Origin of the sequence: Rhodococcus sp. IEGM 1351, assembly GCF_030056875.1 — a bacterium.
Taxonomy (GTDB): Bacteria; Actinomycetota; Actinomycetes; order Mycobacteriales; family Mycobacteriaceae; genus Rhodococcus_F; species Rhodococcus_F opacus.
Genome location: NZ_JASHKU010000005.1, coordinates 321,680 through 346,620, shown reverse-complemented (window position 1 = coordinate 346,620; position 24,941 = coordinate 321,680). Strand labels below are relative to the sequence as shown.

The 24,941-nt window shown below is 67.4% G+C and carries 22 protein-coding genes and 1 pseudogene; 16 read left to right on the top strand and 7 right to left on the bottom strand.

All coding sequences use genetic code 11. From position 1 onward, the window contains the following. Window positions 1–33: 33 nt before the first annotated feature. The gene (locus tag QM806_RS11640; RefSeq protein WP_054245911.1) at window positions 34–1,050 is read right to left on the bottom strand and encodes an acyl-CoA dehydrogenase family protein; all 1,017 of its coding nucleotides are present in this window, start codon (window positions 1,048–1,050) and stop codon (window positions 34–36) included. A 399-nt stretch (window positions 1,051–1,449) separates the two neighbouring features. Here QM806_RS11640 and QM806_RS11635 point away from each other — a divergent pair, with 399 nt between their 5' ends. The 3 genes from QM806_RS11635 to QM806_RS11625 all read left to right on the top strand — a co-directional run bounded on the left by QM806_RS11635 (window position 1,450) and on the right by QM806_RS11625 (window position 6,199). Continuing rightward, the gene (locus QM806_RS11635; RefSeq protein WP_182623510.1) at window positions 1,450–4,002 is read left to right on the top strand and encodes a winged helix-turn-helix domain-containing protein; all 2,553 of its coding nucleotides are present in this window, start codon (window positions 1,450–1,452) and stop codon (window positions 4,000–4,002) included. Window positions 4,003–4,092: 90 nt separating this feature from the next. Next, a complete protein-coding gene (locus QM806_RS11630) occupies window positions 4,093–4,341 on the top strand; it encodes a DUF8691 family protein (RefSeq protein ID WP_005253439.1) in 249 nt (82 codons plus the stop codon). 52 nt (window positions 4,342–4,393) lie between these two features. After that, the gene (locus QM806_RS11625; RefSeq protein WP_133985957.1) at window positions 4,394–6,199 is read left to right on the top strand and encodes a serine/threonine-protein kinase PknD; all 1,806 of its coding nucleotides are present in this window, start codon (window positions 4,394–4,396) and stop codon (window positions 6,197–6,199) included. 10 nt (window positions 6,200–6,209) lie between these two features. On the opposite strand, the gene QM806_RS11620 is transcribed toward QM806_RS11625, so the two are convergent. Both QM806_RS11620 and QM806_RS11615 read right to left on the bottom strand, forming a co-directional pair. Continuing rightward, entirely contained in the window at window positions 6,210–6,545 is a 336-nt protein-coding gene (locus QM806_RS11620) for a WhiB family transcriptional regulator (protein WP_054245890.1), read from the bottom strand. After that, on the bottom strand, window positions 6,530–7,534 hold the full coding sequence (locus QM806_RS11615) for an ROK family glucokinase (RefSeq protein WP_005562100.1): 1,005 nt from the start codon (window positions 7,532–7,534) through the stop codon (window positions 6,530–6,532). The genes QM806_RS11620 and QM806_RS11615 overlap by 16 nt, the downstream gene beginning before the upstream one ends. Before the next feature lie 229 nt (window positions 7,535–7,763). Between QM806_RS11615 and QM806_RS11610 the strand changes: the two genes are divergently transcribed. Next, on the top strand, window positions 7,764–8,846 hold the full coding sequence (locus QM806_RS11610; RefSeq protein ID WP_005253435.1) for an ABC transporter ATP-binding protein: 1,083 nt from the start codon (window positions 7,764–7,766) through the stop codon (window positions 8,844–8,846). Between the two features lie 2 nt (window positions 8,847–8,848). Here QM806_RS11610 and QM806_RS11605 read toward each other — a convergent pair whose 3' ends face one another. Then, window positions 8,849–9,865, bottom strand: a complete 1,017-nt coding sequence (locus QM806_RS11605) for a LacI family DNA-binding transcriptional regulator (protein ID WP_039951819.1) — start codon at window positions 9,863–9,865, stop codon at window positions 8,849–8,851. 183 nt (window positions 9,866–10,048) lie between these two features. Between QM806_RS11605 and QM806_RS11600 the strand changes: the two genes are divergently transcribed. From QM806_RS11600 to QM806_RS11585, 4 genes are read left to right on the top strand one after another with little or no spacing between them, the layout of a single operon-like run. Continuing rightward, window positions 10,049–11,734, top strand: coding sequence for a glycoside hydrolase family 13 protein (locus QM806_RS11600; protein WP_283291421.1), 1,686 nt, complete (start codon window positions 10,049–10,051; stop codon window positions 11,732–11,734). Then, on the top strand, window positions 11,731–12,996 hold the full coding sequence (locus QM806_RS11595) for an ABC transporter substrate-binding protein (protein ID WP_169692777.1): 1,266 nt from the start codon (window positions 11,731–11,733) through the stop codon (window positions 12,994–12,996). The genes QM806_RS11600 and QM806_RS11595 overlap by 4 nt, the downstream gene beginning before the upstream one ends. Window positions 12,997–13,008: 12 nt before the next feature. Beyond that, the gene (locus tag QM806_RS11590; protein ID WP_005253431.1) at window positions 13,009–14,046 is read left to right on the top strand and encodes a carbohydrate ABC transporter permease; all 1,038 of its coding nucleotides are present in this window, start codon (window positions 13,009–13,011) and stop codon (window positions 14,044–14,046) included. A 3-nt stretch (window positions 14,047–14,049) separates the two neighbouring features. Next, entirely contained in the window at window positions 14,050–14,937 is an 888-nt protein-coding gene (locus QM806_RS11585) for a carbohydrate ABC transporter permease (RefSeq protein ID WP_054245886.1), read from the top strand. Between the two features lie 52 nt (window positions 14,938–14,989). On the opposite strand, the gene QM806_RS11580 is transcribed toward QM806_RS11585, so the two are convergent. Further along, window positions 14,990–16,048 (bottom strand): AraC family transcriptional regulator, encoded by a 1,059-nt coding sequence (locus QM806_RS11580; RefSeq protein WP_212635900.1) that lies wholly within the window; start codon window positions 16,046–16,048, stop codon window positions 14,990–14,992. A 91-nt stretch (window positions 16,049–16,139) separates the two neighbouring features. On the opposite strand from QM806_RS11580, the gene QM806_RS11575 reads away from it, so the two are divergent. From QM806_RS11575 to QM806_RS11565, 3 genes and pseudogenes are all read left to right on the top strand, one after another. After that, window positions 16,140–17,600, top strand: a complete 1,461-nt coding sequence (locus QM806_RS11575; RefSeq protein WP_210461441.1) for a flavin-containing monooxygenase — start codon at window positions 16,140–16,142, stop codon at window positions 17,598–17,600. Further along, on the top strand, window positions 17,597–18,526 hold the full coding sequence (locus tag QM806_RS11570; protein ID WP_283291417.1) for an alpha/beta hydrolase fold domain-containing protein: 930 nt from the start codon (window positions 17,597–17,599) through the stop codon (window positions 18,524–18,526). The genes QM806_RS11575 and QM806_RS11570 overlap by 4 nt, the downstream gene beginning before the upstream one ends. Then, a pseudogene (locus tag QM806_RS11565) lies at window positions 18,523–19,133 on the top strand (SDR family oxidoreductase); the annotation flags it as partial. The gene QM806_RS11570 and the pseudogene QM806_RS11565, both read left to right, overlap by 4 nt. A gap of 42 nt (window positions 19,134–19,175) precedes the next feature. Here the strand turns inward: QM806_RS11565 and QM806_RS11560 are convergent. Both QM806_RS11560 and QM806_RS11555 read right to left on the bottom strand, forming a co-directional pair. Beyond that, a complete protein-coding gene (locus QM806_RS11560; RefSeq protein WP_005565517.1) occupies window positions 19,176–19,505 on the bottom strand; it encodes an SHOCT domain-containing protein in 330 nt (109 codons plus the stop codon). Window positions 19,506–19,521: 16 nt separating this feature from the next. After that, window positions 19,522–19,971, bottom strand: a complete 450-nt coding sequence (locus QM806_RS11555; RefSeq protein ID WP_005565516.1) for a DUF6325 family protein — start codon at window positions 19,969–19,971, stop codon at window positions 19,522–19,524. Between the two features lie 438 nt (window positions 19,972–20,409). On the opposite strand from QM806_RS11555, the gene QM806_RS11550 reads away from it, so the two are divergent. The 5 genes from QM806_RS11550 (at window position 20,410) to QM806_RS11530 (ending at window position 24,919) form a co-directional block, all read left to right on the top strand. Then, entirely contained in the window at window positions 20,410–21,624 is a 1,215-nt protein-coding gene (locus QM806_RS11550) for a low temperature requirement protein A (protein WP_043789114.1), read from the top strand. A 116-nt stretch (window positions 21,625–21,740) separates the two neighbouring features. Next, on the top strand, window positions 21,741–22,991 hold the full coding sequence (locus tag QM806_RS11545; protein WP_064081039.1) for a molybdopterin-dependent oxidoreductase: 1,251 nt from the start codon (window positions 21,741–21,743) through the stop codon (window positions 22,989–22,991). A 1-nt stretch (window position 22,992) separates the two neighbouring features. After that, entirely contained in the window at window positions 22,993–23,505 is a 513-nt protein-coding gene (locus QM806_RS11540; protein WP_005567868.1) for a hypothetical protein, read from the top strand. A gap of 29 nt (window positions 23,506–23,534) precedes the next feature. Next, entirely contained in the window at window positions 23,535–24,161 is a 627-nt protein-coding gene (locus tag QM806_RS11535; RefSeq protein ID WP_005567866.1) for a methyltransferase domain-containing protein, read from the top strand. Window positions 24,162–24,250: 89 nt separating this feature from the next. After that, the gene (locus QM806_RS11530) at window positions 24,251–24,919 is read left to right on the top strand and encodes a hypothetical protein (protein ID WP_043790333.1); all 669 of its coding nucleotides are present in this window, start codon (window positions 24,251–24,253) and stop codon (window positions 24,917–24,919) included. The last annotated feature ends 22 nt before the right edge of the window (window positions 24,920–24,941 follow it).

The window sequence follows — 24,941 nt, the reverse complement described above, 5'->3', positions numbered from 1 at the left end:
CCCGCATCTCGGTGTCGGTTGCCGGTCCGGTCATCAGCGCATCCCCAATCCCCGCGCGATGACGCCGCGCAGAATCTCACTCGTACCGCCTCGCAGGGTGCCGAGGACCTTCACCACCGAGGCGCCGAGCTCGGCGTCGTCACCACGCCCCAGTGCCTCCGACACCGCGCGGGACATGTGATGGAGGCCGAAGGTCCGGGCGACGAGCGCTCCGATGCGGGCATCGGCCGGTTGCCGTCCCTCCCGGATTTCCTCGGCCATTGCGGCGAGGATCGAGAACGTGGACATGAAACGTTCCGGACCACTGCGTTCGAACCCGAGCTCGGACGTGACCTGCTTCCAGCCTTCGCCGATGCGGCCGAGCACCAACTCGTCGGGCACGAACACCTCGTCGAGGATCACCTCGTTGAAATGGTGGTCGCCCGACATCGAGAGGATCGGCCTGATCTGCACCCCCGGGGAGTCGAGCAGAACGATGAATTGGCTGAGCCCGGCGTGGCGCTGCGCCTGGTCGAGCGGAGCCGACCGCGCGAGCGCGAAGAAGGCGTCGGCCCGGTGGGCGCCGGACGTCCACAATTTGGTCCCGGTGATCCGCCAGCCGCCGTCCACCCGGACCGCTTTCGTGCGGACACTCGCGAGGTCGGAGCCCGATTCCGGTTCGCTCATTCCGATCGCCCAGCTGATCTCGCCGGTGGCGATTCCGGGGAGGAAACGCTGCTTCTGTTCCTCGGTGCCGTAGGCGAGCAGCGACGGTGCGGCCTGCCGGTCCGCGACCCACTGTGCGGCAACGGGCGCGCCGACGGCCAGCAATTCTTCGGTGACGACGAACCGCTCCATGAACGTGCGGCCCTGCCCGCCGTACTCCGCCGGGATCGTCATGCCCAGCCAGCCGCGGGCCGCGAGGGCCTTCGTGAAGTCCGGGTTCCACCGGGTGAGCCACGTGTCCACACCGGGTGTGAACACGCCGGCGTCGATCTGCTCGCGCAGGAACGCTCGCACCTCGGCCCGCAACGTGTCGAGGTGGTGATCGGGTGGGTCCGCGGCCGGCACCACCTGTGTGCATGCTGTCCACTTTCGTTGACGTGTGGCGGATGCTTCCGCAGGCTCACGCCTGCAACGCGGCTTTGGCCAATTTTCTCAGGTCACCGCGAAGTGACGGACTCCGAATCGGGTGCACGATCGCGATGACGAAGTAGTCCGAACGACATCACGAAAGCGTGGCGTTGCCGTTCGGTAAAACACGTTCACCCACACAAAACAACGCATTCTCGCTAAAATCGTCGCACCGGCCTACGGCGTCGGGGATTGGCGTTTGTCGAAGATCGTTTCTCGGTGCAGCGAGAATTGGGGGTCGGCGTGACGGCAGCACCTCTCGGGGAATTTCATCTGAGTACTCGAATACCTTCGAGTGCAGGGGGTCGGACGGTTACCCGGACCCGCCTGCACACCATGCTCACCGAAGCGCTCACCGACGACGCCCACCCCTGCCCGGTTGCGCTCGTCTGTGCACCGGCCGGGTCGGGCAAGACGCGGGCCGTGGCCGACTGGGCACGGGAGGTGCTCGCCGCCGCCGACGCTCCGACCATTGCCTGGCTCACGATCGAGGAGCGGCACAACGACCTCGACGTAGTCCACCGTGCCATCCTCCGCTCACTCAGCGACACCGGAAATCCTCGCCTGCAGAAGGCTTGCGCCGGGCTCGATTCCGAGGCGCCGGACGTCGGCGCGCACTTGTCGGCCGCGTTGCACGAACTCGGCGAGAACATCTGGATGGTCATCGACGACGCCCACCTCCTCCGCGACACCGACGTACTCACCGACCTCGAGTCGTTCATGCGCTGGCAACCTCCGATGTTGCGGACGGTCATCATCGGGCGATTCGAGCCGCCGCTCGCTCTGCAGCGACTTCGCCTGGACGGCAAGCTGTTCACACTCACGGCGAAGGCTCTCGCGTTCACGTCCGCCGAGGCGGCCGAGATGCTCGACGAGCACGACGTCGTGCTGCGTCCGGCCGATCTCGACGCGCTGATGGACCGCACGGAGGGGTGGGCGGCCGGAATCCGCTTGGCGGGCATGTCTTTGGAAGGCCACCCGGATCCGAGCCGACTGATCGCCGAGTTCACGGGCGACCGCCGGGCCGTTGCCGACTATCTCATCGAGGAGGTCCTCGCCGGCCAGACCGACGAGATGCGCGAGTTCCTCCTGCGCACGTCCGTCCCGGCCTCGTTCACCGTCGAACTCGCGGAGAAGCTCACGGGCTGCACGGATGCGCACGGCAACATCGACTGGCTCGAGCACCACAATTTTCTGATCAGCCGAATCACGGACAGCCCCACGCACTATCGCTACCACCCGCTACTGCGGAGTTATCTGCGGGCGGAGATCAGCCGGATCGGCCACGTCGAAGTCGAGCACCTCGAATTGACGGCCGCCCACTGGCACGATGAATTCGGGGACGCGCTGCTCGCGCTCGAACACGCGGTGAACTCCGGTGATCACGACGAGATCGTGGCGCTGCTCGCCCGGACTTCGCTGGCCCTGATCGTCGGAGGTCATGGTGAGGCCGTCGGCCGGCTTCTCGCGCGGGCACCCCGATCTTCGCAGGACCACCCGTCGGCGCGGCTCATCCGCGCCGCCGCGGCGCTCGCGTCGGGCAACATCGCGGTGGCCACGTCCACCCTCGAACTTCTCGACCGCAGACGGTCGGGGTTGCTGGTGGACGGTGCCGCCGAGTCCCGGTTACATCTGCTGCTCCGCGAATCGCTCCGGGTGCAGACCGCGATCGGCACCGGCGACATCGAGACCGCCCTGAACCGGCTGCGCAGCGTGGGTGTCGGATCGAGCGGCGATCCCGATCTCGACGCGTTCGTCCTGCTCCAGGAAGGGCGTGCGCTGCTGTTCCTCGGGCGGAACGACGAGTCGGACGTCGTGCTCGAGAAGTCGTTGGCTCACGCTCGCCTCGGCGGTGCGTCGCTGGGCGTCATGTACTGCCTGGGGTCTCTCGGCGCTGTCGCGATGTCGCGGGGGGACGTCGTGCGAGCGTCCGCACTGGCGGACGAGGCACTCGCGATCGGTCGGACGCATTCGGCAACGAGCGATCCGACATTCCACTTGACCAAGCTCATCGACTCCTGGTGCCGCTACCTCCGGATGGATCCCGATGCCGCCCGCCTTGCCGCCGAATCCGCCGAGGCGCTGCGTCGGGCGAACACCGGGATCGCGGGCTTCGCCGACGGTGCCGCCACCCTGTTCGGTCTCGACGATTCCGGATACCGGCACAATTCGGTGACAACGCTGCACGCGGAGAGCCCCGTGTCGTCCTCGTTGCCGGTTCCGCCGGGGGTCCGGGCGGTGTTGCTGCCTGCCATTCAGTACGCGTATCTGTCCGCCGGCGAGACCGGGTGGGCGCACGAACTGGCGACCGAGACGCACGCTCTCCTCGGGCCCACCGGCGACACAGCCCTCGTCGAGGCGATCATCCATCTGCATCTCCACCGACTCGACCTGGCCCGCAAGACGCTCCAACCCGTCGTGGACGGTGAACTGGAGTGCGCGGCGGGAACCAATCTGATTGCGGCGTGGCTCGTGGACGCATCGATCGCGCTTGCCCGCAAACATGATTCACGAGCCCACAGCGCACTCACCGAGGCGTTGCGTCTCGCGGAGCCGCAGTCGGCGTTGCGCCCGTTCCACGACTGCGGACCACAGATCCGAGAACTTCTGGTGCGGAGCACCGGCCGGTTCGGTGTCCTCGAACCCTTCGCCGAGAGGCTCCGGGCGTCGTTCCCGCGGTCGGAGAGCGCTGCGTCCGACATGTTGACTCCCCGCGAACTGGAACTCCTCGTGGAGCTTCCGTCGTGGCGGACCGCCGAGCAGATCGCGGCAGATCTGTGCGTGTCGGTGAACACCGTGAAGACCCATCTGCGCGGGATCTACCGCAAACTCGGCGTCACCTCCCGCCGCGACGCCATCGCGGCCGCGCAACACAACGGCCTTCTCTGAGCCGGTTCACCACTTGCGGGTGAGGCGCGTTGCCGTTCTGTCGGTCACCCTGAAATCTACGGCTGACCGAGTTCTGGAACGACGATGCGAATGAAGGAGCCCGCCGTGGTGCGTCCTGAATCGAACTGGCCCGGCAAGGTCAGGTACGCCTTCCTGATCAGCGGCGCCCTGTCCGATCGGGTGCTGGCCGCGTTCCCCGAGTTGGACGTCTCGGACGTCACGACCGGCGACACCACGCTCTACGGTCCGGTCGACAGCCCGACAGATCTCCGTGGCATGCTGGCGCGCTTCGACGCGCTGGGACTGACCGTCATCGAGATGCGGCGGCTACCGGACTGACCCGGCGTCGGGGTTCAATGATTGGAGGGTCCCGGGAGGCGGTGAAGCCGATGTGAGCGGCGAGTTCGAACCGGGCACGGTGTTTGCCGGCTACGTGATCGAACGGGTTCTGGGACGAGGCGGCATGGGCACCGTCTACCTCGCCCAGCATCCCAACCTGCCGCGCAAGATCGCGCTCAAGCTGCTCGACACGTCGTGGACGAACGACGACTACGTCCGGTCACGTTTCGAGTCGGAAGCAGACCACGCCGCGCATCTCGACCATCCCAACATCGTCACCGTCCACGACCGTGGCCGTGAAGGCGGCAGGTTGTGGATCGCGATGCAGTACGTTCCCGGCACCGACGCCAGGAAAGCCCTCGGTTCCGGCGCCCTGGACGTCGAGCGCGCCGTGCACATCGTCAGCGAGACAGGGAGAGCACTCGACCACGCCCACGAGGCCGGGATTCTGCACCGCGACGTGAAGCCGGCGAACATCCTGCTCGCGCCGGGTGATCCCGAACGTGTACTGCTCACCGACTTCGGCACCGCCAAGGCCCTCGACGAAACACATCAGCTGACCCGCACCGGGGTGTTGGTGGCGACCCTGCACTACGCCGCGCCCGAGCAGATCGAGGGTGAGAAACTCGACCACCGCGTCGACATCTACGCGTTGGGCTGCACCTTCTTCCACCTGCTCACCAACGAACCGCCGTACCCCGGCAACACCGCGTCCTCGGTGATGCACGGCCATCTGAACGGACCGATTCCCCAGCCGAGCGTGGTTCGCCCCGGGCTGCCCGCCGGTGTCGATGCGGTCGTCGCGCGCGCCATGGCCAAGAACCGCGAAGCGCGCTACTCGACCTGTCGTGAGTTCAGCGATGCCATCCGGGCGATCGAGTGGGCCGGGCCCGGCCACGTGACCCGGCCTGCTGCCCTGGTCGACCCCGCCGCGACCACCCGCGCGAGCGGTCCGGACGTGACCCGCCCCGACACCGAACGGGGTGCGGCGCCCACGAAACCGACAACGGTCGGGGGCTCGCGCCGACGGAAACGCTGGCTGCTCGCCGCGCTTCTGGGCGTCCTCGTCGTCGCCGCTGTCGCCTACGTCGCCTGGCCGGGCGAGGAGTCGACGAGCGCGCAGGTCGTGCTCCCGCTGACCGATCTGCAGGGACCCGCCGGGCTCGCGGTCTCGGGCACCGGGGACCTGTACATCGCGGACAGCGCGGCCAAACAGGTCCTGAAAGTGAGCGCCGGGACGTATGCGCAGACAGCTCTTCCCTTCACCGGACTCGAGGTTCCGCAGGGAGTGGCGGTCAGTACGTCCGGCGATGTGTACGTCTCCGACCTCGTGACCAATACCGTGACGATGCTGCACGGCAGCACCCAGGTACCGATGCCGTTCGGCGGCCTGAACCAGCCGTTCGGAATCGCACTCGGACCGGACGCCACGCTGTATGTCGCCGATACGCTGAACAATCGGGTGATGGCCCTGCGCGACGTCACCGCGGCTCCCGTCGCGGTGCCGCTGACGGTGATCGGCCCGTTCGCCGTCGCCGTCAATGAACACGGGGATCTCTACGTCGGCACGCCCAACAAGGTTCTCACGTGGAACGCCGCCACCCATGCCCAGAGCTTTCTGCCCTTCACCGACCTCCAGAGCGTCGGGGGTGTCGCGGTCGACGACGAGGGAACCGTGTACGCCATCGATCAGAACCACAATCGCATTCTGCGGCTGGCCGCCGGTTCGGACGAGCAGGAGGTTCTCCCGTTCTCCGGGCTGGATCAGCCGGAGGGGATCGCCGTGTCGAGCCGAGGCGACGTGTACGTCGCGGACACCGACAACAGCAGAGTGGTCATGCTCCCGGCGGGCAGCTGACCGCAAGTGCTCAGGCCTGGCGCACCAGATCGAAGCCGAAGGATTCCGCCACGGCCTCGTCCACCCGGCCCTGGTGATTGGCGAGGAGTTCTTCGCGCTCGTTCGCGGAGAGTCCACCCCAGATGCCGTACGGTTCACCGACACTGAGCGCGTGCTCGCGGCACTGCACCAGCACGGGGCATCCGCGGCAGATCATCTTGGCGCGGAAGTCCCGCATCTCGCGTGCCCGGCCACGTTCGCGGTCGGGGTGGAAGAATGTGGACGACTCGTAGCCGCGGCATGCGGCGTCCCTCTGCCAGTCCCACACCTCGGCGACCGGAATGGGAAGACTCAACCGATTGGACATTGCACTCCTCCAGATACTCGTGAGCCGTTGTGTGCGAGCCCGAGAACTCGTTCCCGGGCCAGATCGGCGGCGCCGACGATGCCGACGTTCGCGCCGAGTTCAGCCAGTCGCACCTCGGCGACCGGTCGGTGTGCGCGTCCGGTGAGACGGTTCTCGAACGCGGCGGCGGCGGGACCGCGCAGCAGTTCGCCCGCCTCGCACACGCCCCCGCCGATGATGAACAGGTCGGGATCGAAGAACGCGGCGATGTCCGCCATGCCGTGCCCCAGCCAGGAACCGATCACCCGAAAACACTCGAGTGCGGCGGGGTCGCCCTCCTGCGCGGCCGCGGTGATGTGCAGGCCGGTGATGGCGTCCGCCCTTCCGCCGGCGCGGGCGAGGAGATCGGCGGCGAAACCGGGCGAGACGTTCGCGAGATCCTGCGCTTCGCGGACCAGCGCCCGCCCACTGGCGTAACGCTCCCAGCAGCCGTGGTTACCGCAACCGCAGCGGCGACCGTGCGGTTCGACGTTGAGATGCCCGAATTCCGCTGCCACACCGAACTTGCCGCGATGGAGAACGCCGTCGACGACGATGCCGCCGCCGATGCCGGTTCCGACCGTGAGCACGACGACGGTCTGCCCCGTCCGTCCGGCCCCGAAGCGCGCCTCGCCCCATGCCGCGGCGTTGGCGTCGTTCTCGACCACCGTCGGCAGTCCGCAGGAGGCCTGGACGACCTCGCCCAGGGGCTCGTTGCGCCAGGCCAGGTTCGGGGCGAAGAGCACGGTGCTGAGATCGGCGGCCACGAAGCCGGCCGCGCCGATACCGACCGCTTGCACGGGGTGCGTGTCCGCCAGTTCGCGAACGAGTTCGGCGATCGCGTTCTCGACCCCCCGCGCATCGTGGGACGGGGTGTCACGACGCACCATCCGGTGGATGACTCCGTCGGTGTCGACCACGCCGGCTGCGATCTTCGTGCCACCCACGTCGATGCCAATTGTCAGAGCCATGTCTCGTGTCCTCTTCAAATCTGCGAGTGAGGGGTGTCACGCTGACAGTAGAGGACCTTTGGATTTTCATCAATACACACTTCCGTCTTTTCGAGAACAAAGCCCGGTCATCTCCAAGTGGACAAGCACTGTGATCTAGGCCATAGTTCTTCCTCGTCGGCGTCTGCCGACACACCCCTAACACTCGGATCGTCCGGCACGTTCCTGCCGGTGGAGGGATTCATTTCTCATGGCAACAATCACCTATGACGGCGCGACCAGGCTCTTTCCCGGCTCGGACGTCCCGGCGGTCGATCAACTCGACCTGCATATCGAGGACGGCGAATTCCTCGTCCTCGTCGGCCCGTCCGGCTGCGGCAAATCCACCTCGCTGCGGATGCTCGCCGGACTCGAGGACGTCGACGGCGGCCAGATCCTGATCGGCGGCCGCGACGTCACGCACGCCGAACCCAAGGACCGCGACATCGCGATGGTCTTCCAGAACTACGCGCTCTACCCACACATGACCGTCGCGGAGAACATGGGCTTCGCCCTCAAACTCGCCGGCACCGACAAGACCGAGATCCGCACGCGCGTCGGGGAGGCCGCCGACATGCTCGACCTCGGCGACTACCTGGACCGCAAACCCAAGGCCCTCTCCGGCGGCCAGCGGCAGCGAGTCGCGATGGGCCGCGCCATCGTCCGGCAACCCCAGGTGTTCCTGATGGACGAGCCGCTGTCGAACCTCGACGCGAAACTGCGGGTGCAGACCCGCACCCAGATCGCCCAGCTCCAGCGCCGCCTCGGCACCACCACCGTCTACGTCACCCACGACCAGGTCGAGGCCATGACGATGGGCGACCGGGTCGCCGTCCTCAAGGGCGGGGTGCTGCAGCAGTGCGCGTCCCCGCGCGAGCTCTACCGCCGGCCCGCGAACGTCTTCGTCGCCGGTTTCATGGGTTCACCGTCGATGAACCTGTTCACCGTCCCCGTCACCGACGGCGGGGTGCGGATCGGCGACCAGCTGGTCCCCGTCCCCCGCGACGTCCTGACCGCGACGGGCGGGCGCGAGGTGATCTTCGGGATCCGGCCCGAGCACGTCGAGATCGCCGACTCCGGCGGGCTGAAACTCGAGATCGACGTCGTCGAGGAACTCGGCTCCGAGGCCTTCGTGTTCGGCCGCACCACCGTGGGCGGGCGGACCGAGAACCTGGTCGCGCGGGTCGACTGGCGCAACCCACCCGAGAAGGGCCAGGTCGTGCACGTCCGCGTCGACGAGGCCCATGCGCACCTCTTCGCCACCGACACGGCGGGCGAGCGCCTGGTGCGCTGACGTCAGAGTTCCGGAGGACGGGCGGTCGAGCCCCTGACCACCAGGTGGGTCGGGAGCACGACCGCCCGTTCCGCCGGTTCCCTGCCGCTGAGCAGTTCCACGACCGCCCGGCCGGCCGCCGCCCCCTGCTCTCCGACCGGCTGCCGGACCGTGGTCAGGTCGGCCAGCTCGGCCGTCGGGTGATCGTCGATCCCGATCACCGACATCCCGGCCGGAACGGGGATACCCGCACGTCGCAGCGTGCGCAACGCTCCGACGGCGACCTCGTCGGAATGACAGAACACCGCGGTGGGCACCTCGGCGCGGCTGAGCAGTAGTTCCATGCCGCGCTCGCCGCCCTCGATTCCCCAGGGAACGGTGACGGTGCAGTCGTCGTCGAGTCCGGCGTCGGCGAGGGCGGCGTGGAAACCCGCCACCCGGGCGATGTCGCCCTCCCAGTACTGGCCTTCCGGGTCCACAGTGCGGATCATGCCGATCCGGGTGTGGCCGATCCTGATCAGGTGCCCGACGGCCTGGCGCGCGGCCAGTTCGTCGTCGATCCGGACGGACGGGAACTCGCCGGCGTGCGCGCCGATGACGACCACGGTCACATCCATCTCCTCGAGCCGCGCCCGCTCCGGCCCGGTCAGAGGAAACGCCACGGCGATGACGGCATCGACCTTGCGGCGCAAGGGAAGCCGTTCGAAGAACGATTCGCGCTGGGACGACTCCTCGAGGCAGTACAGCAGCACGTCCAGATCCGCGGCGCGGAGTTCGTGTTCGATGCCGGCGAGAATCCGCGAATAGAACCAGGCGTCGATCCACGGCACCACGACGGCCACCCGCCCGGTCGCGCCCCCCGACAGCTTCGACGCCTCGGGTGAGATGACGTACGCCAACTCGTCCGCGACCCTCTGGATTCGCAGTCGCGTCGCTTCGGAGACACCCCGCTCGCCGCGCAACGCACGCGAGACGGTGGCGATCGAGACTCCGGTGCGGCGCGCGACGTCGGCCATGTTGACGGACTGCTTGGGGATCACGTTCCCACAGTAAGCGAGCAACGCAAATATTTGCGTAGATTCCTCACAGAATCCATGCCGCTGTAGTGCGCAAAAGAAATCACCCTGCCCGAGTTGACAGCCACCTGTGACGTGCCTCACGCTATTTACGCAAACGTTTACGCATCACATTCCCCCATCCCATCCCCGCACCGAGGAGATTCGATGACCCAGTCCGCGGAGTCGACCGCAACCACCGTCGCGAGCCGGCACCCCGAAGCCTGGTGGAAGACAGCCGTCGTCTACCAGGTCTACATCCGCAGCTTCGCCGACGGGAACGGCGACGGCGTCGGCGACCTCACCGGTCTGCGTTCCAAGCTGCCCTACCTCGCCGACCTCGGCATCGACGCCGTATGGATCAATCCCTGGTACCCGTCGCCGATGGCGGACGCCGGCTACGACGTGGCCGACTTCCGCGACATCGAGCCGTCGTACGGCACGCTCGCGGAGGGTGAGGCGTTCATCGCCGAGGCCCACGAACTGGGAATCCGCGTGATTCTCGACATCGTGCCCAACCACACCTCCAGCGAGCACCGCTGGTTCGAGGCCGCCCTCCGCGACGAGCCCGGAGCCCGCGACCGCTACATCTTCCGCCCCGGCCGCGGCCCGGCAGGCGACGAGCCGCCCAACGACTGGCAGAGCGCGTTCGGCGGTCCCGCATGGAGCCGCCTGGACACCGGCGAGTGGTACCTGCACCTGTTCGCCCCCGCCCAGCCCGACCTCAACTGGGAGCACCCCGAGGTCCGTACGGAGTTCGAGGACATCCTGCGCTTCTGGTTCGACAAGGGCGTCGACGGCTTCCGGATCGACGTCGCCCACGGCCTGGCCAAGGACCCCGCACTCCCCGATGCCGGTGAGCGCCTTCCCGGTTCGCAGCACACCGACCCCCACCCCGCGTGGGATCAGGATGCCGTCCACGAGGTGTACCGGGGCTGGCGCGCCGTTGCCAACGCCTACGCCGACCGCGTCTTCGTCGCCGAGGCCTGGGTGCCCGGCAACGACCGCCTGGCCCGCTACCTGCGCCCCGACGAGCTGCACACCGCGTTCCAGTTCGACTTCCTGCGCGCCCCGTGGCGTTCCGCGAGCATCCGCGCCGTGATCGACGACGCGCTCGAACAGGCGGCCACCGTCGGGGCACCCGCCACGTGGGTGCTCTCCAACCACGACGTTCCCCGCACCGTCACCCGCTACTCCCGCTCACAGCCCGACCACCTGGTCGAAACCGACTGGGAGCGCGCCCGCTGGGCGCTCGAGGAGCCGAACCACGAACTCGGCAGGCGTCGTGCCCGCGCCGCCGCCCTGCTGCAGCTGGCGTTGCCGGGCACCGCATACATCTACCAGGGTGAGGAACTCGGACTGGAAGAGGTCGAGGACCTTCCCGACGAGGCCCGTCAGGATCCGACGTGGTTCCAGACCGGCTTCACCGACTGCGGCCGGGACGGCTGCCGGGTTCCGATCCCGTGGTCGAACGACGCGGTGCCGTACGGCTTCTCCCCGTTCGACGCGGAGGAGAACACATGGCTTCCGCAGCCGGAACACTGGGCCCCGCACACCGCGGAAGCGCAGGCCGGCCACCCCGAGTCGTTCCTCACGCTGTACCGCGAGGCGCTGGAACTGCGCCGCGACTTCTTCGACACCCCGCATGCCGTCGAGTGGCTCGACACACCCCGCGACGTGCTCGCGTTCGCCCGCGGCGCGGTGCAGTGCTGGGTGAACACCGGTACCGAACCGGTCGCACTCCCCGAAGGACTGACCGTCGTGCTCGGTTCGGTCGCCGGCATCACCGGCGGAGTTCTCCCGTCCGACGCTGCCGTGTGGCTGTCGGAACCGGGCGCGGGTGAATCACGATGAAGCGCGTCGCCGCCTGCGCGGTGGCCGTCGGCGTCCTGTTCGCGGCGACGTCCTGCGCCGATCAGGGCATCGACGCCGCCGCGCAGGCGGAGAAGGAGAACCTCGACGGCCGCGGGCCCATCACCTACGTGCAGGGCAAGGACAACTCCAACGTCGTCCGGCCGCTGATCGACGAGTGGAACGCCACCCACCCCGGGGAGGAGGTGACGTTCAAGGAGCAGTCCGACCAGGCGGACCAGCAGCACGAGGACCTGGTGCAGCACTTCCAGTCCCGCGACTCCGGATACGACGTCACCGTCGTCGACGTCGTGTGGACCGCCGAATTCGCGGCCCGCGGGTGGCTGCAACCACTCGAAGGTCCGATGGCGATCGACACGTCCGGCCTGCTACCCGCGACGGTCGAGGGGGCCACGTACGGGGACGTCCTGTACGCGGCTCCGCAGACCAGTGACGGTGCCCTGCTCTACTACCGCACCGACCTGATGGATCATCCGCCCGCCACCTGGGACGAGCTCATCGGCGCGTGCGGGACGGCGCGGCACGCCGGAATCGGCTGCTACGCCGGACAGTACGCCAAGTATGAGGGGCTGACCGTCAACGCGTCCGAGGCCATCAACACGGCAGGCGGGTCGATCCTCGGCCCGGACGGCGTGACCCCGACGATGAATACCCCGGAAGCCAAGGCGGGGCTGCAATCGCTCGTCGACGCCTACCGTTCGGGTGCGATCCCCCGCGAGTCCGTCACGTTCCAGGAGGAACAGGCACGGCAGGCATTCCAGAGCGGCGATCTGCTGTTCATGCGCAACTGGCCGTACGCGTACAGCCTGATGGACGGACAGGGCAGTTCCGCGGTGTCGGGCAAGTTCGGGGTGGTGCCGCTGCCGGGGAAGAGCGGACCCGGTCACTCGACTCTCGGCGGGCACAGCGCCGCGATCAACGTGTACTCCGAGCACAAGGCCACCGCCTCGGACTTCCTGAAGTTCTTCCTGGAGAAGAAGTCGCAGGCGTTCTTCCTCTCGCAGGGATCGCTCGCCCCCGTGCGCGCGGACGTCTACGACGACCCGGAACTGGTCGAGCAGTACCCGTACCTCCCCACGTTGAAGACGTCGATCGAGAACGCCGTGACCCGGCCGGTCACCCCGTTCTATCCCGAGGTCACCCGGGCCGTGCAGAACAACGCCTACGCCGCGATCAAAGGCGAGAAGACGGTGGACCAGGCCGCCGCCGACATCCAGTCCGCGATCGCCGCGGCCGGGTCCTAGAGGAGACAGCCGATGACCGTTCACGAACTCTCACTCGAGAAGACAGCCGCTCCCCCACACCGAGGCGGCGCGAGATCCGGCGAACCGGTGCCGGCGCGACCGCCGAAGGGGCGCAGCAGGGCGGCGATGTTCCTGATCCTGCCGACCATGATCCTGCTGGGCATCGTCGTTCTGTACCCGGTGGTCAGCGCCATGGTGATGTCGCTGTTCAAGGACCCGACGATCGATCCCGCCACCGGCAAGTTCGTCGACCAGGGTTTCGCGGGACTGTCGAACTACACGCACTGGCTGTTCCAGCGGTGCACCGACACGACCGGAGCATCCGTGTCCTGCCCCGGCGGCACGCTGGGATCGCTGTTCTGGCAGTCGGTGTGGGTCACCGTGTTCTTCACCGTCGTCACGGTCGCCATCGAGGTCGCGCTGGGACTGTGGTTCGCCACCATCATGAACCGGGCGTTCCGCGGTCGGGCACTGCTACGTACCAGCATCCTCGTGGCGTGGGCCATCCCGACCGCCGTCACCGCGAAGTTGTGGTACTTCGTCTTCGCGTACGACGGCATCGCCAACAAGTTGCTCGGCACGGAGATCCTGTGGACCGGTGACACGTGGCCTGCCCGGTTCGCCGTCGTGATCGCCGACGCCTGGAAGACGACACCGTTCGTGGCGTTGCTGATCCTCGCCGGACTGCAGATGGTGCCCGCCGAGGTGTACGAGGCGGCGCGAATGGACGGCGCGAATGTCTGGCAGCGGTTCCGGTCGATCACGTTGCCGCTCATCAAGCCGGCCATTCTGGTGGCGGTCCTCTTCCGGGTGCTCGACGTCCTGCGGATCTACGACCTCCCGGCGATCCTCACCGGCGGCGGTGGCGGCGATGGCACGGCCACCACCACCCTGTCGATCCTGGTGATCGACCAGATGCGCCAGGGTTTCAACAGCGCGTCCGCCCTCTCCACGATCACGTTCCTGTTCATCTTCGCCGTCGCCTACGTACTGGTGAAGGTGATGGGCGTCAACGTGATCGACACCCAAGAGCAGCAGCGAAAGGCCTGATCCATGTCCACAGCAGTCGTCACACCGGGGATGTCCCGGCCCGCGGTGGTACACCGGCGCCGGGGACCGTCGCTCGCATCCATCCGCACCTACCTCGGCCTGGCGGTGATCGTCGTCTGGGGTCTGGCCCCCGTCTATTGGATGGTGGTCACCGCCTTCCGCCACTCCGACTACACGTTCGACACCACGCCGTGGCCCACCCACGTCACGCTGGAGAATTTCGCGAGCGTGTTCTCGACGGAGGCGGGCAACCACTTCGCCAGGGCGCTCGTCAACAGCACGATCATCGGCGCCGTGACCACCGCGATCGGCCTGATCGTCGGCATCGGCACCGCGTACGCACTGGCGCGACTGCAGTTCCGGGGAAAGCACGTCGTCCTCGGAATCATCCTGGCGGCGTCGATGTTCCCGGGTGTCGCCGTCCTGACGCCCCTGTTCCAGCTGTTCACGTCGATGGGCTGGTTCGGCACGTACCAGGCTTTGATCATCCCGAACATCTCGTTCGTGCTGCCCCTCACCATCTACACCCTCACGGCGTTCTTCAAGGAGTTGCCGTGGGAACTCGAGGAGGCAGCCCGGATCGACGGGGCCAGCAGGCGGCAGGCATTCCGAATGGTGTTGCTGCCCTTGGCCGCACCCGGACTGTTCACCACCGCGATCCTCGCGTTCATCGCGTCGTGGAACGAGTACCTGATCTCCAGTCAGCTGTCCAACGACGTGACCCAGCCGGCCACCGTCGCCATCGCGCAGTTCGCGGGTAGCAAGCCGCACGAGGAGCCGTTCACGTCCGTGATGGCAGCGGGAACGGTCGTGACCATCCCGCTCGTCATCATCGTGCTGCTGTTGCAGCGCCGCATCGTGTCCGGCCTGACCGCCGGTGGCGTCAAGTAATGCGGCTCCGCCGCCCGTGAGTACTTGTTAACCGCCCGACGTTAACAAGTACTCACGGGTGCAGGTCGGCCCGGTACTGCCTCGGCGTCTTCCCGAACCACCGCCTGCAGGAACGGTTGAGGGTGCTCTGTTCGGTGTAGCCGAGCAGTCCGGCGATCTGGCCGAGATGAAATCCCGGTTCGGCGAGGTATCTCGCCGCCTGGTCGCGACGCTCCCGTTCGATGAGGTCCTGGCATCGCACACCCTCCTCGGCCAGACGTCGTTGCAGCGTGCGCGGATGCATCGACAGTTGGTCGGCGATGGCCTCGGCGCTGCAATGACCGGTGGGCAGCAGGCGCCGGGCCAGCTCCGACACCCGTTCGGACAGCGCCGCGGTGCTCGGCAGGTAGTGGGATTCCAGGTATTTCGTGGCAATGCGCCGGGTCTCCGGATCTGCGCTGTCGATCCGCCGGTCCGCCAGGGCGCGGGGCAGTTCGAACCCGCACCACGACTGTCCGAACAGGACGGGGCAGTCCAGCGCATCCCGGTAGGCGGCGTCCGACCCGAGTTGGTCGTGCACGAACGAGATCATCGAGGGACGCGCGTCCGGTCCGCCCAGCAGCCGCAGGATGCGGACGCCGTTGGCCATGGCCAGCTCGTACCCCTGAGGCAGATAGGGCATGGACGGTTCCGTCATCTCGTAGACGAACCGGACGTCACCCCCTGCGGTGCGCGGCCGGACGGTCAGCTTCAGGGCGGGCGAATGCACGTAGAAGTAGCGGGCAATCGCCTCGAACGCGCCGTGCACGGTCTGCGCGTTCCGCGCGATCACGGCGACGGGCCCGAGGATGTCCAAGCCCTGCCAATGTGAGAGCCGAAGCCCGAAGTCCGGGCAGCCCAGGTCGGCGGCGCCGGCCTCCAGCACGTGCACGACCGCCTCGAACGACACGAACGCGTCCTCCTCGCGCTCGACTCCCGGTGGGATGTGGAAGCGCGCGAGGAACGATTCCGGGTCGGCGCCCAGCTCCCGGATCAGGTCGCCGCATCCCCAGAGGTTCGTGGCCCGGATCAGACTTCCCACGGGATCAACTCCCCTCTCGCCGGAAGCGGTGTCGGGAAATGCTAAAAGCATGTCCGGAAGTGTCAAGACCTGTGACGTGGCCCACAGTCATTCTGTTTGTACCCCATCCTGCAAACCCAGCAGGCAGAAGCGCGAGGAAGCCATGAGCACGACACATTTCGACGTTCTGATCATCGGTGCCGGACTGTCCGGCATCGGAACGGCCTGCCAGGTGGCAGCCGAGTTCCCCCACAAGACCATCGCCGTGCTGGAGCGCCGCGAGCAGCTGGGCGGGACGTGGGATCTGTTCCGCTACCCCGGTATTCGGTCCGACTCCGACATGTTCACGTTCGGCTACAAGTTCCGGCCGTGGCACGACTCGAAGGTGCTCGCGGATGGTGCGTCGATCCGCCAGTACATCGCCGATACCGCGCGGGAGTTCGGCGTCCAGGACAAGATTCGTTACGGCCTGAAGATCGTCGAGGCCGACTGGTCGACGGCCGAGGAACGCTGGACCGTGACGGCCCTGCACGAGGCAACCGGCGACATTCGCACCTTCACCTGCGGGTACCTGGTCAGCTGCACCGGCTACTACGACTACGACGCCGGCCACCTGCCGGACTTCCCGGGTACGGACCGGTTCCAGGGCCGGTGCGTCCACCCACAGCAGTGGCCGGAGGACCTCGACTACACCGGTAAGAAGGTCGTCGTGATCGGAAGCGGCGCCACCGCCGTTACCCTGGTCCCGTCGATGGCCGGCGATGCAGAGCACGTGACCATGCTGCAACGCTCACCGTCGTACATCTTCTCGATACCCGCACTCGACAAGATCTCCGAGGTACTGGGCCGATTCCTCCCCGCCAAGTGGGTGTACGCGTTCGGACGCAAGCGCAACATCGCCCTCCAGCGCGGGCTCTACCTGGCATGCCGGCGGTGGCCCCGGCAGATGCGGCGATTCCTGCTCTGGCAGGTTCGACGACGCCTCGGCCCAGGATTCGACATGAGCCACTTCACGCCGAACTACATGCCGTGGGACGAGCGCCTCTGCGCGGTGCCGGACGCGGACCTCTTCACCGCGCTGTCGTCCGGCGACGCGTCGATCGTCACCGACCACATCGACACGTTCACCGAGAAGGGCATCCTGCTGAAGTCGGGACGGGAACTGGAGGCGGACGTCGTCGTCACCGCCACCGGCCTGAAGATCCAGATGCTCGGCGGAATGGAACTGTCCGTGGACGGGCAGCCCCGCCCGCTGCACGGGCAGATGACCTACAAAGGGGTGCTCGTCGAGGGAATCCCGAACCTGGCCTGGGTTTTCGGCTACACCAACGCGCCGTGGACCCTGAAGTCCGACATCGCAGGCGCCTACCTGTGCCGGCTGCTCCGGTACATGGACGAGAGCGGTCACACCGTCGCGACGCCCCGCGACGTGGAGAACTCCGCGATGGACATCGGCATGCTCGACCAGTTGCAGTCCGGGTACGTGCAGCGCGGCAAGGATGTCATGCCCCGCCAGGGGTCCAAGGAGCCGTGGAAGGTTCTCATGCACTACGAGAAGGACTCCACGATGCTCCTCGAAGACCCGGTTCACGACGGGCTCCTGCAGTTCGGGGCGCCGGCATGAGGAACATCGACCGAGGTGTCATCCGGACCTGTCTGCGCAGCGCACGACCGCTGTTTGCGTCCCACCGCGTGCCCGTCGGGACGAAGCGCCTCATGGTCGAGATGGTGACGGCCGCCGCGCGCCCGCCTCGCGGCACCCGGTTCGAGCGCGACACGGTCGCCGGTGTCCCCGTCGTCCGGGTGCGGCCGGCGCACGCCACCGGCGGGACGCTGATCTACCTCCACGGCGGCGGATACGCCCTCGGGAGCGCGAAGGGGTACCGCGGCCTGGTCGCGCACCTCGCCGCGGCCGCCGGGACGGCCGCGGTGATCCCCGCCTACTCACGCTCACCGGAATCCCGCTACCCGATTGCGCTCGAGGAAATGGTCGCGGTCTACTCCCGGCTACTCGACGACGGACTCGACCCGAACACCACCGTCGTCGCGGGTGATTCCGCCGGCGGCGGACTGACGCTGGCGCTCGCGATGACATTGCGTGACCGTGGCCTCCCGGCCCCGGCCGCGCTCGGCCTGATCTGCCCGTGGGCCGACCTCGCGATCGACGTCGACAGGACGCGCCCGGTGCTGCGCGATCCCCTCATCCTGCCGTCCATGACGGCGGAATGGGCCCCGCGCTATGCCGGACAGCACGATCCGCGATCGCCGGGGATCTCCCCGGTGTACGGCGACATGGCGGGTCTGCCGCCGATCGTCGTGCACACCGCCGGCGACGATCCGATCTCCGTCGACGCGGAGAAGATCGAAGCAGCCGTCGCCGCCGCGGGGGGCGTCCTCGACCATCTCCGGTTCGACGACCTCTGGCACGACTTCCACCTCCAGGTCAGCATCCTCGCCGAGGCACGCCAGGCGGTCACCGACCTCGGCGCAGCCCTGCGCCGGCACGTCCTGAAGATTCACCCCGACACAGCACAGGTTGCATCCACATGAGTACGTTCGACGGCAAAGTCGCCGTCATCACCGGAGCAGATCCGGCATCGGCCGGGCCCTCGCCCTCGATCTCGCGAACTACGGCGCCAAGCTCGACGTCGCCGAACGGGAAGCAGTGCTTGCCTACGCGGACGACGTCGTCGCACACTTCGGCACGGTCCACCAGATCTACAACAACGCCGGCATCGCCTACAACGGCAGCGTCGAGAAGTCCGAGTTCAAGGACATCGAGCGGATCATGGACATCGACTTCTGGGGCGTCGTCAACGGGACCAAAGCCTTTCTGCCGCATCTGATCGCGTCCGGCGACGGACACGTCGTCAACATCTCGAGCCTGTGCGGGCTGATCGCAGTGCCCGGCCAGAGCGCCTACAACGCCGCGAAGTTCGCCGTCCGCGGCTTCACCGAGTCGCTGCGTCAGGAGATGCTGATCGCCAAGCACCCCGTCCAGGTGACGTGCGTGCATCCCGGTGGCATCAAGACCGCCGTCGCCCGGAACGCCACTGTCGCCGAGGACGAGGACGCGCAGACCTTCGCGGAGTTCTTCGACAAGCGGCTCGCCCTCCACACCCCGGAGATGGCCGCGACGACGATTCTCGACGGAGTACCTTCCATGCCGTGGATGAAGTAGGAGACTGCCGCGGTCGTCCTAGGACGCCAGGATCTTCGCCTTCTCGGCGTTGAATTCGGCTTCGGTGAGCACACCTTGCGCTCGGAGTTCTCCGAGATCCTTCAGAGCGGCGATCCGGTCGACGCTCCCTCCTCCCGAGGAGGGGGTGGGGGCGGCCTGCGGCGGGGGTGCCTCGGCGTAGGCCGGGGCCTCGTTCTGCGGTGCTTGCGGTTGCTGCTGCGGTTGCTGCTGCGGTTGCTCTTTCGCCGCCCACCGCTGGCCCTGACGTCGAGACACTCGATTCGACACGGACGTCGCGGTTCCGGCGATGACAGCGGTGCGGGCGATCCCGCGGAGAAGTCCAGGCATGGTGTTGTCCTCGGTATCAGTTTCTGGCTTCGAGAGCGTCGAGTGACGCCAGGATGCCCTGTACAGGGATGCGGCCCGACGCCACGAGTTGCGCTCCGGTGCGACGCAGGGCGGTTGCGAGCGGTGCGGCCCAAGTGTTCTCGTAGACCAGTACCGCAGCCGAAGCACCTGGCTCGAGCACGGATCCGGCGTCGGCGATGTCCGTCAGGTCGAGTAGGCCGGTCGAGGCCTCGGCGAAGAGCGACACATCTATATCGCCCACGAGTCCGACGTCGACGACGTCGATCGCCACGACGGAGCCGTCCGTTTCCTTGCGAAGGAAGACCAGGTCGAGCACTCGCACGGTGCCCTGCTCGACGAGTTCGCGGAGGATCGCCAACGCTGATCCGTCCGGTCGTCGGTCGGCAGGGAACTCCACCACGAGATAATCGATGGGTCCGCTATCCTCCGGATCGATATCGTTCACCGGAAACCTCTCTTCGTGCATGCCAACCGGATCCGCAGATGCCACCCCGGATCCGGGCTCGGTCACGGTAGTCCGGGATCTCCCACGAGAATTCCGGCCATCGTCCGAGCATAAACCGGTTCGAGGCCCTCTCACGGGCTTTCCGTGATCCCACCGTGGTGGGTTCACCCGACACACAATTGGCCGCGGCCCTGGAGGAGGCGTCGGTCCCCGACACCACCGCCCAGGGCGTCCTCGACATCAATTCCGGCGCGCGACTCGAGGCGCTCCGGGGGCGTACGCCGTCACCGCACTGCTCGTCACCACGGCGTTGTTCTCAACCGCGCGGATCCCCCGCACCCCGTCGGTACGCCCGAACGAAAGGCTGCGGCCGCCCCCACGGGTCGCCGCCGTTCGTAGGACTTTCCCGCGTCGCTGTCCGGTGGCAGCATTCTCCCCGTGACTTTTGCTCATCGTTTGCGTCCCCGTCTCGTCGAAGAGCGAGCGTCGGTATCGCCGCTCGAGCTGTTCTTCGACCTCGTCTTCGTCTTCGCGCTCACCCGCGTCACCGACCTGATGGCCGAGGACCCCACCGGGGTGAACCTGCTGCGCGGCGCACTGGTGATGGCCGTCCTGTGGTGGAGCTGGGTGGGGTACGCCTGGCTCTGCAACCTCGTGCGCGCCGACGAGGGCATCGTGCGGGTGGTGATGTTCGGCGCGATGGGCGCCATGTTCATCACGGCCCTGACGATCCCCGAGGCGTTCGACGACCTGGCCGGCGGACTCGACGGCCCCGTCATCTTCGCCCTCGGGTACTTCGTCGTCCGCCTGCTGCACCTGGTGATGTTCTGGGTGATCAGCCGCACCGACCCCCAGCTGCGCGGTCAGGTGCTGCGCTTCGCACCGAGCATGATCACCGGCACCGTGTTCCTGCTCATCGCGTCGCAACTCACCGGCACCGCGCAGACGGTGATGTGGATCCTCGCCCTCGCCGGCGACTACCTCGGCACACTGATCGGCGGCACCGACTGGCGGTTGCGGTCGGTGAGCCACTTCGCCGAACGGCACGGCCTCATCATCATCGTCGCGCTCGGCGAGTCGATCGTGTCGATCGGCATCGGTGTGGCGAGCCTGCCGATCTCCTGGGCGATCATCGTCGCCTCGCTGCTGGGACTGGCAGTGTCGGGGCTGCTGTGGTGGTCGTACTTCGACGTGACGTCGCTGGCCGTCGAGCACGCCTTCGAGGAGGCGACCGGTGCGCGTCAGATCAGGATCGCCCGGAACTGCTACAGCTTCCTGCACCTGCCGATGGTGATCGGGATCGTGATGCTGTCGCTCGGCCTGAAGAAGATCCTGTCGTACGTCGGCGACGGCAACCATCACCGGCTCACCGACCCGCTGTACGGCTGGCCGCTGATCGCACTGTTCGGCGGCGCGGCGCTGTACCTCCTCGCGCTGGTCTCGTTCAAGGCGTACGCGACGAGGTCGGTCACCGTGCCGCGCGTCGTGACAGCGGTCGTGCTGATCGCGCTGCTCCCCGTCGTCTGGCACATCCCGGCCCTCGCCACCCTGGGCGTGCTCACCGCGGTCCTGGTCGCGATGATCGGATACGAGATGGTCCGGTACGACCAGCCCCGCGACGAGATCCGCCACGGAGGTGCTTCGCACCCGTGAGTACTTGTTAACGTCCGGCGGTTGACAAGTACTCACGGGCGAAGCAGTCCTGCACGGTGGCGGCACCGAATTACCTCTGAGGCCCGAGATGATCGAGCCGGAGGGATTGACACACCATGACCGACAACTCTCGCGGCCCACGATTACGCAGTCCACTGCGCGGACCGTGGCTGACCTCGGTATTCGGCCTCGTCCTGCTCATCGGACTTCCGGTCGTCATCGTCACGGGACTGCTCTCGTACATCGCGTACGGTCCGCAGTTCGGGCAGGCCCGACCCGGCGACGTCGGGTGGTTGCACCTTCCGTACTTCGCGTGGCCCACCCGGCCGTCGTGGTTGTACCGGCTCACCCAGGGGCTGCACGTCGGGCTCGGACTGATCCTGGTGCCGATCGTGCTCGCCAAGCTGTGGTCGGTGATCCCCAAACTGTTCGTGTTTCCGCCGGTGCGGTCGCCGGCGCAGGCGCTCGAACGTCTGTCGCTGATCGCCCTGGTGGGCGGTGCGCTGTTCGAGATCATCACCGGGGTCCTGAACATTCAGTACGACTACATCTTCGGCTTCGACTTCTACACGGCGCACTACTGGGGCGCGTGGGTCTTCATTGCCGGGTTCGTGACGCACACGATCCTCAAGGTGCCGTTGATGGTGAGGTCGCTGCGTTCCCGGTCGTTCCGGGAAGTGCTGCGCACGTCCCGCGCGGACACGCGCCCCGAACCGCCGGACGAGAACGGCCTCGTGGCCGAAGACCCCACCCCGCCCACGATCAGCCGCCGCGGCGCCCTCGCCCTGGTCGGTGGCGGCGCCGCCCTGGTCGCCGTCCTGTCGGTCGGGCAGACCACCGGCGGGTTCCTGCGCAGCGCCGCGCTACTCCTCCCCCGCGGCCGCTCGTATGGCGACGGTCCCAACGACTTTCAGATCAACCGCACCGCCGCGGCCGCGCAGATCACCCCGGAGCAGATCGGCGACACCTGGCGGCTCTCGGTGACGGGTGGCGCGGAACCCGTGCAGCTGAGCCGAAGTCAACTGCGCGCGATGCCGCCGCACACCGCGTCCCTTCCGATCGCGTGCGTCGAAGGATGGTCCACCACCGAGACGTGGACGGGCGTGCGACTGCGTGACCTCGCGGACGCCGCCGGGGTGACGGCGTTCACGTCGGCGAAGGTGACGTCGCTGGAACGGTCCGGGGCGTTCAACCAGGCGGTGCTGACGTCCGATCAGGTGCGCGACGCCGACGCCCTGCTCGCCCTCGAGGTCAACGGCGCGGACCTGTCCCTCGACCACGGCTACCCCGCCCGGATCATCGTTCCCGCCCTGCCCGGCGTCCACAACACCAAATGGGTGCGGGCCATCGAATTCCGGGAGGCGTGAGATGCGCCGATTCGCCCGCTTCTACGGCGCCAACCCGCTGCATCTGCTGGCGGTGCTGTTCACGTTCGCCCTCGCCGGCTATGCGGTGGCGGTGGTCGGTCCGCAGAATCTGTGGAATCAGGACGTGTGGTGGAAGTCCATCGCCGTGTGGTTCCTCGGCGCGGTGATCGCCCACGACCTCGTGCTGTTCCCGCTGTACGCGCTCGCGGACCGGTCCCTGACGTCCGGGCTGAACGCGTTGCGGGGCAGGAGACCGCCACGACCGCAGCCGGTTTCGGCGCTCAACTATATTCGCGTACCGGCGCTCGCGTCCGGGCTGACGCTGCTGCTGTTCCTACCGGGAATCATCGAGCAGGGTGCCGACGCGTATCTCGCTGCGACGGGGCTGACGCAGGAACCGTTCCTCGACCGCTGGCTGCTGCTCACCGCAACGTTCTTCGCGGTGTCCGCCGTCGCGTACGCCACCCGACTCGCGCTGTCCCGCAAGGACGGTGACACGGTGAGCGGCTCGTGAGGAGAGTCGACGTGTCCACGGACCTTCTGATGCGGCGCGCGTCGGCGGGACTCCCGTGCTGGGTGCGCGACGCACGGGGAACGCGTCGCCCCCTGCCGGTGGGCCGGTGGATGGGCGGGGATGCATCCTCACTCTCCGATCGGATCGCGGACCGGGTGATGCTCACCGGCTGTCACGGCGCCACCGTGGATCTCGGATGCGGACCGGGGCGCCTCACCGCGGCGCTCGTGTCGGCCGGCGTCGCGGCGCTGGGCGTCGATTCGTCGTTCACGGCAGTGCAACTCACGATCCGCCGCGGTGGACTCGCGCTGCACCGGGACATCTTCGCGCCGCTTCCACGGTCCGGGCACTGGGACCGGGTGCTGCTCGCCGACGGCAACATCGGCATCGGCGGAGAGCCGGTGCGGATACTGCGTCGCGCGCGAGAATTGTTGCAACCACACGGAATTGTGATCGCCGAGGTGGATCCGCCGACCACGACAGGAGTTCGTCACGAACTACTGCGCTGGGAGACGGAGCATCTCGCCGGCGAGTGGTTCGCCTGGGCGAGTGTGAGTGTCGCCGCGATGCCCGGGGTCGCACGCGCCGCCGGACTGAGCGTGATCGATGTTCTGCAGCACGCCAATCGGTACTTCGTGCGGATGGAATGGGCGTAAGAGCTCTCCCATCCGACGGCGAAGTCGCACCGAATACCTAGTGAACATCCACCCACCACCCCTTCCTCCGGAAAGGTTGTTTGATCATCATGTCGAACTATCGAAAAGCACTCGTAGCAGCGGCCATCGGCACCCTCGCCCTGACCCCGCTCGCGGCGTGCTCGAGCAACGATTCGAATGCATCGTCGAATGTCAGCGCAGCAGCAGCCACGCAACCCGCACCCGTCGCCCAGGTCGACAACCTGACCGGGGTGAGTACCGCTGTCGCACTGGATTCCGGCTTCACCGGAGCCCTGACGACGCTCGGCCTCACTCCCGGAGTGGTGGGTACGGCGGCCCTCGCCGACGGATCGGTCAGCTTTCCGATCACCGGCGGCAACGTCAAGTACTGGGAGCCGGGCACGGTCGATCCCTACGTACAGGGCGAGATCATGCACGACGGCAGTGGATTGTCGCTGGCGGCACCCGGCACCGTCGTCGAACTCACCGATTTCGTGATCGACCCGGGCACGTCGCTGCTCACCGGGGACGTGAGCGTCAACGGTGCGCCCGCGGCGGCCGATGCGGTGTTGTTCGATCTCAACGGCCGCACGTTGAAGCCGCTGCAGACAGGACCGAACGACACCGCGATCCTGCAGGGTACCGAGGTCAAGATCTCGGAGGACGCGGCCGGACTGCTGAACGAGACGTTCAAGACCGACGCCGTGAAGCCGGGGCTGCTGGTCGGAATCGCCACCATCACGATCGCGACCAAGTGACCGTCTGCCCCCGAACGGCACC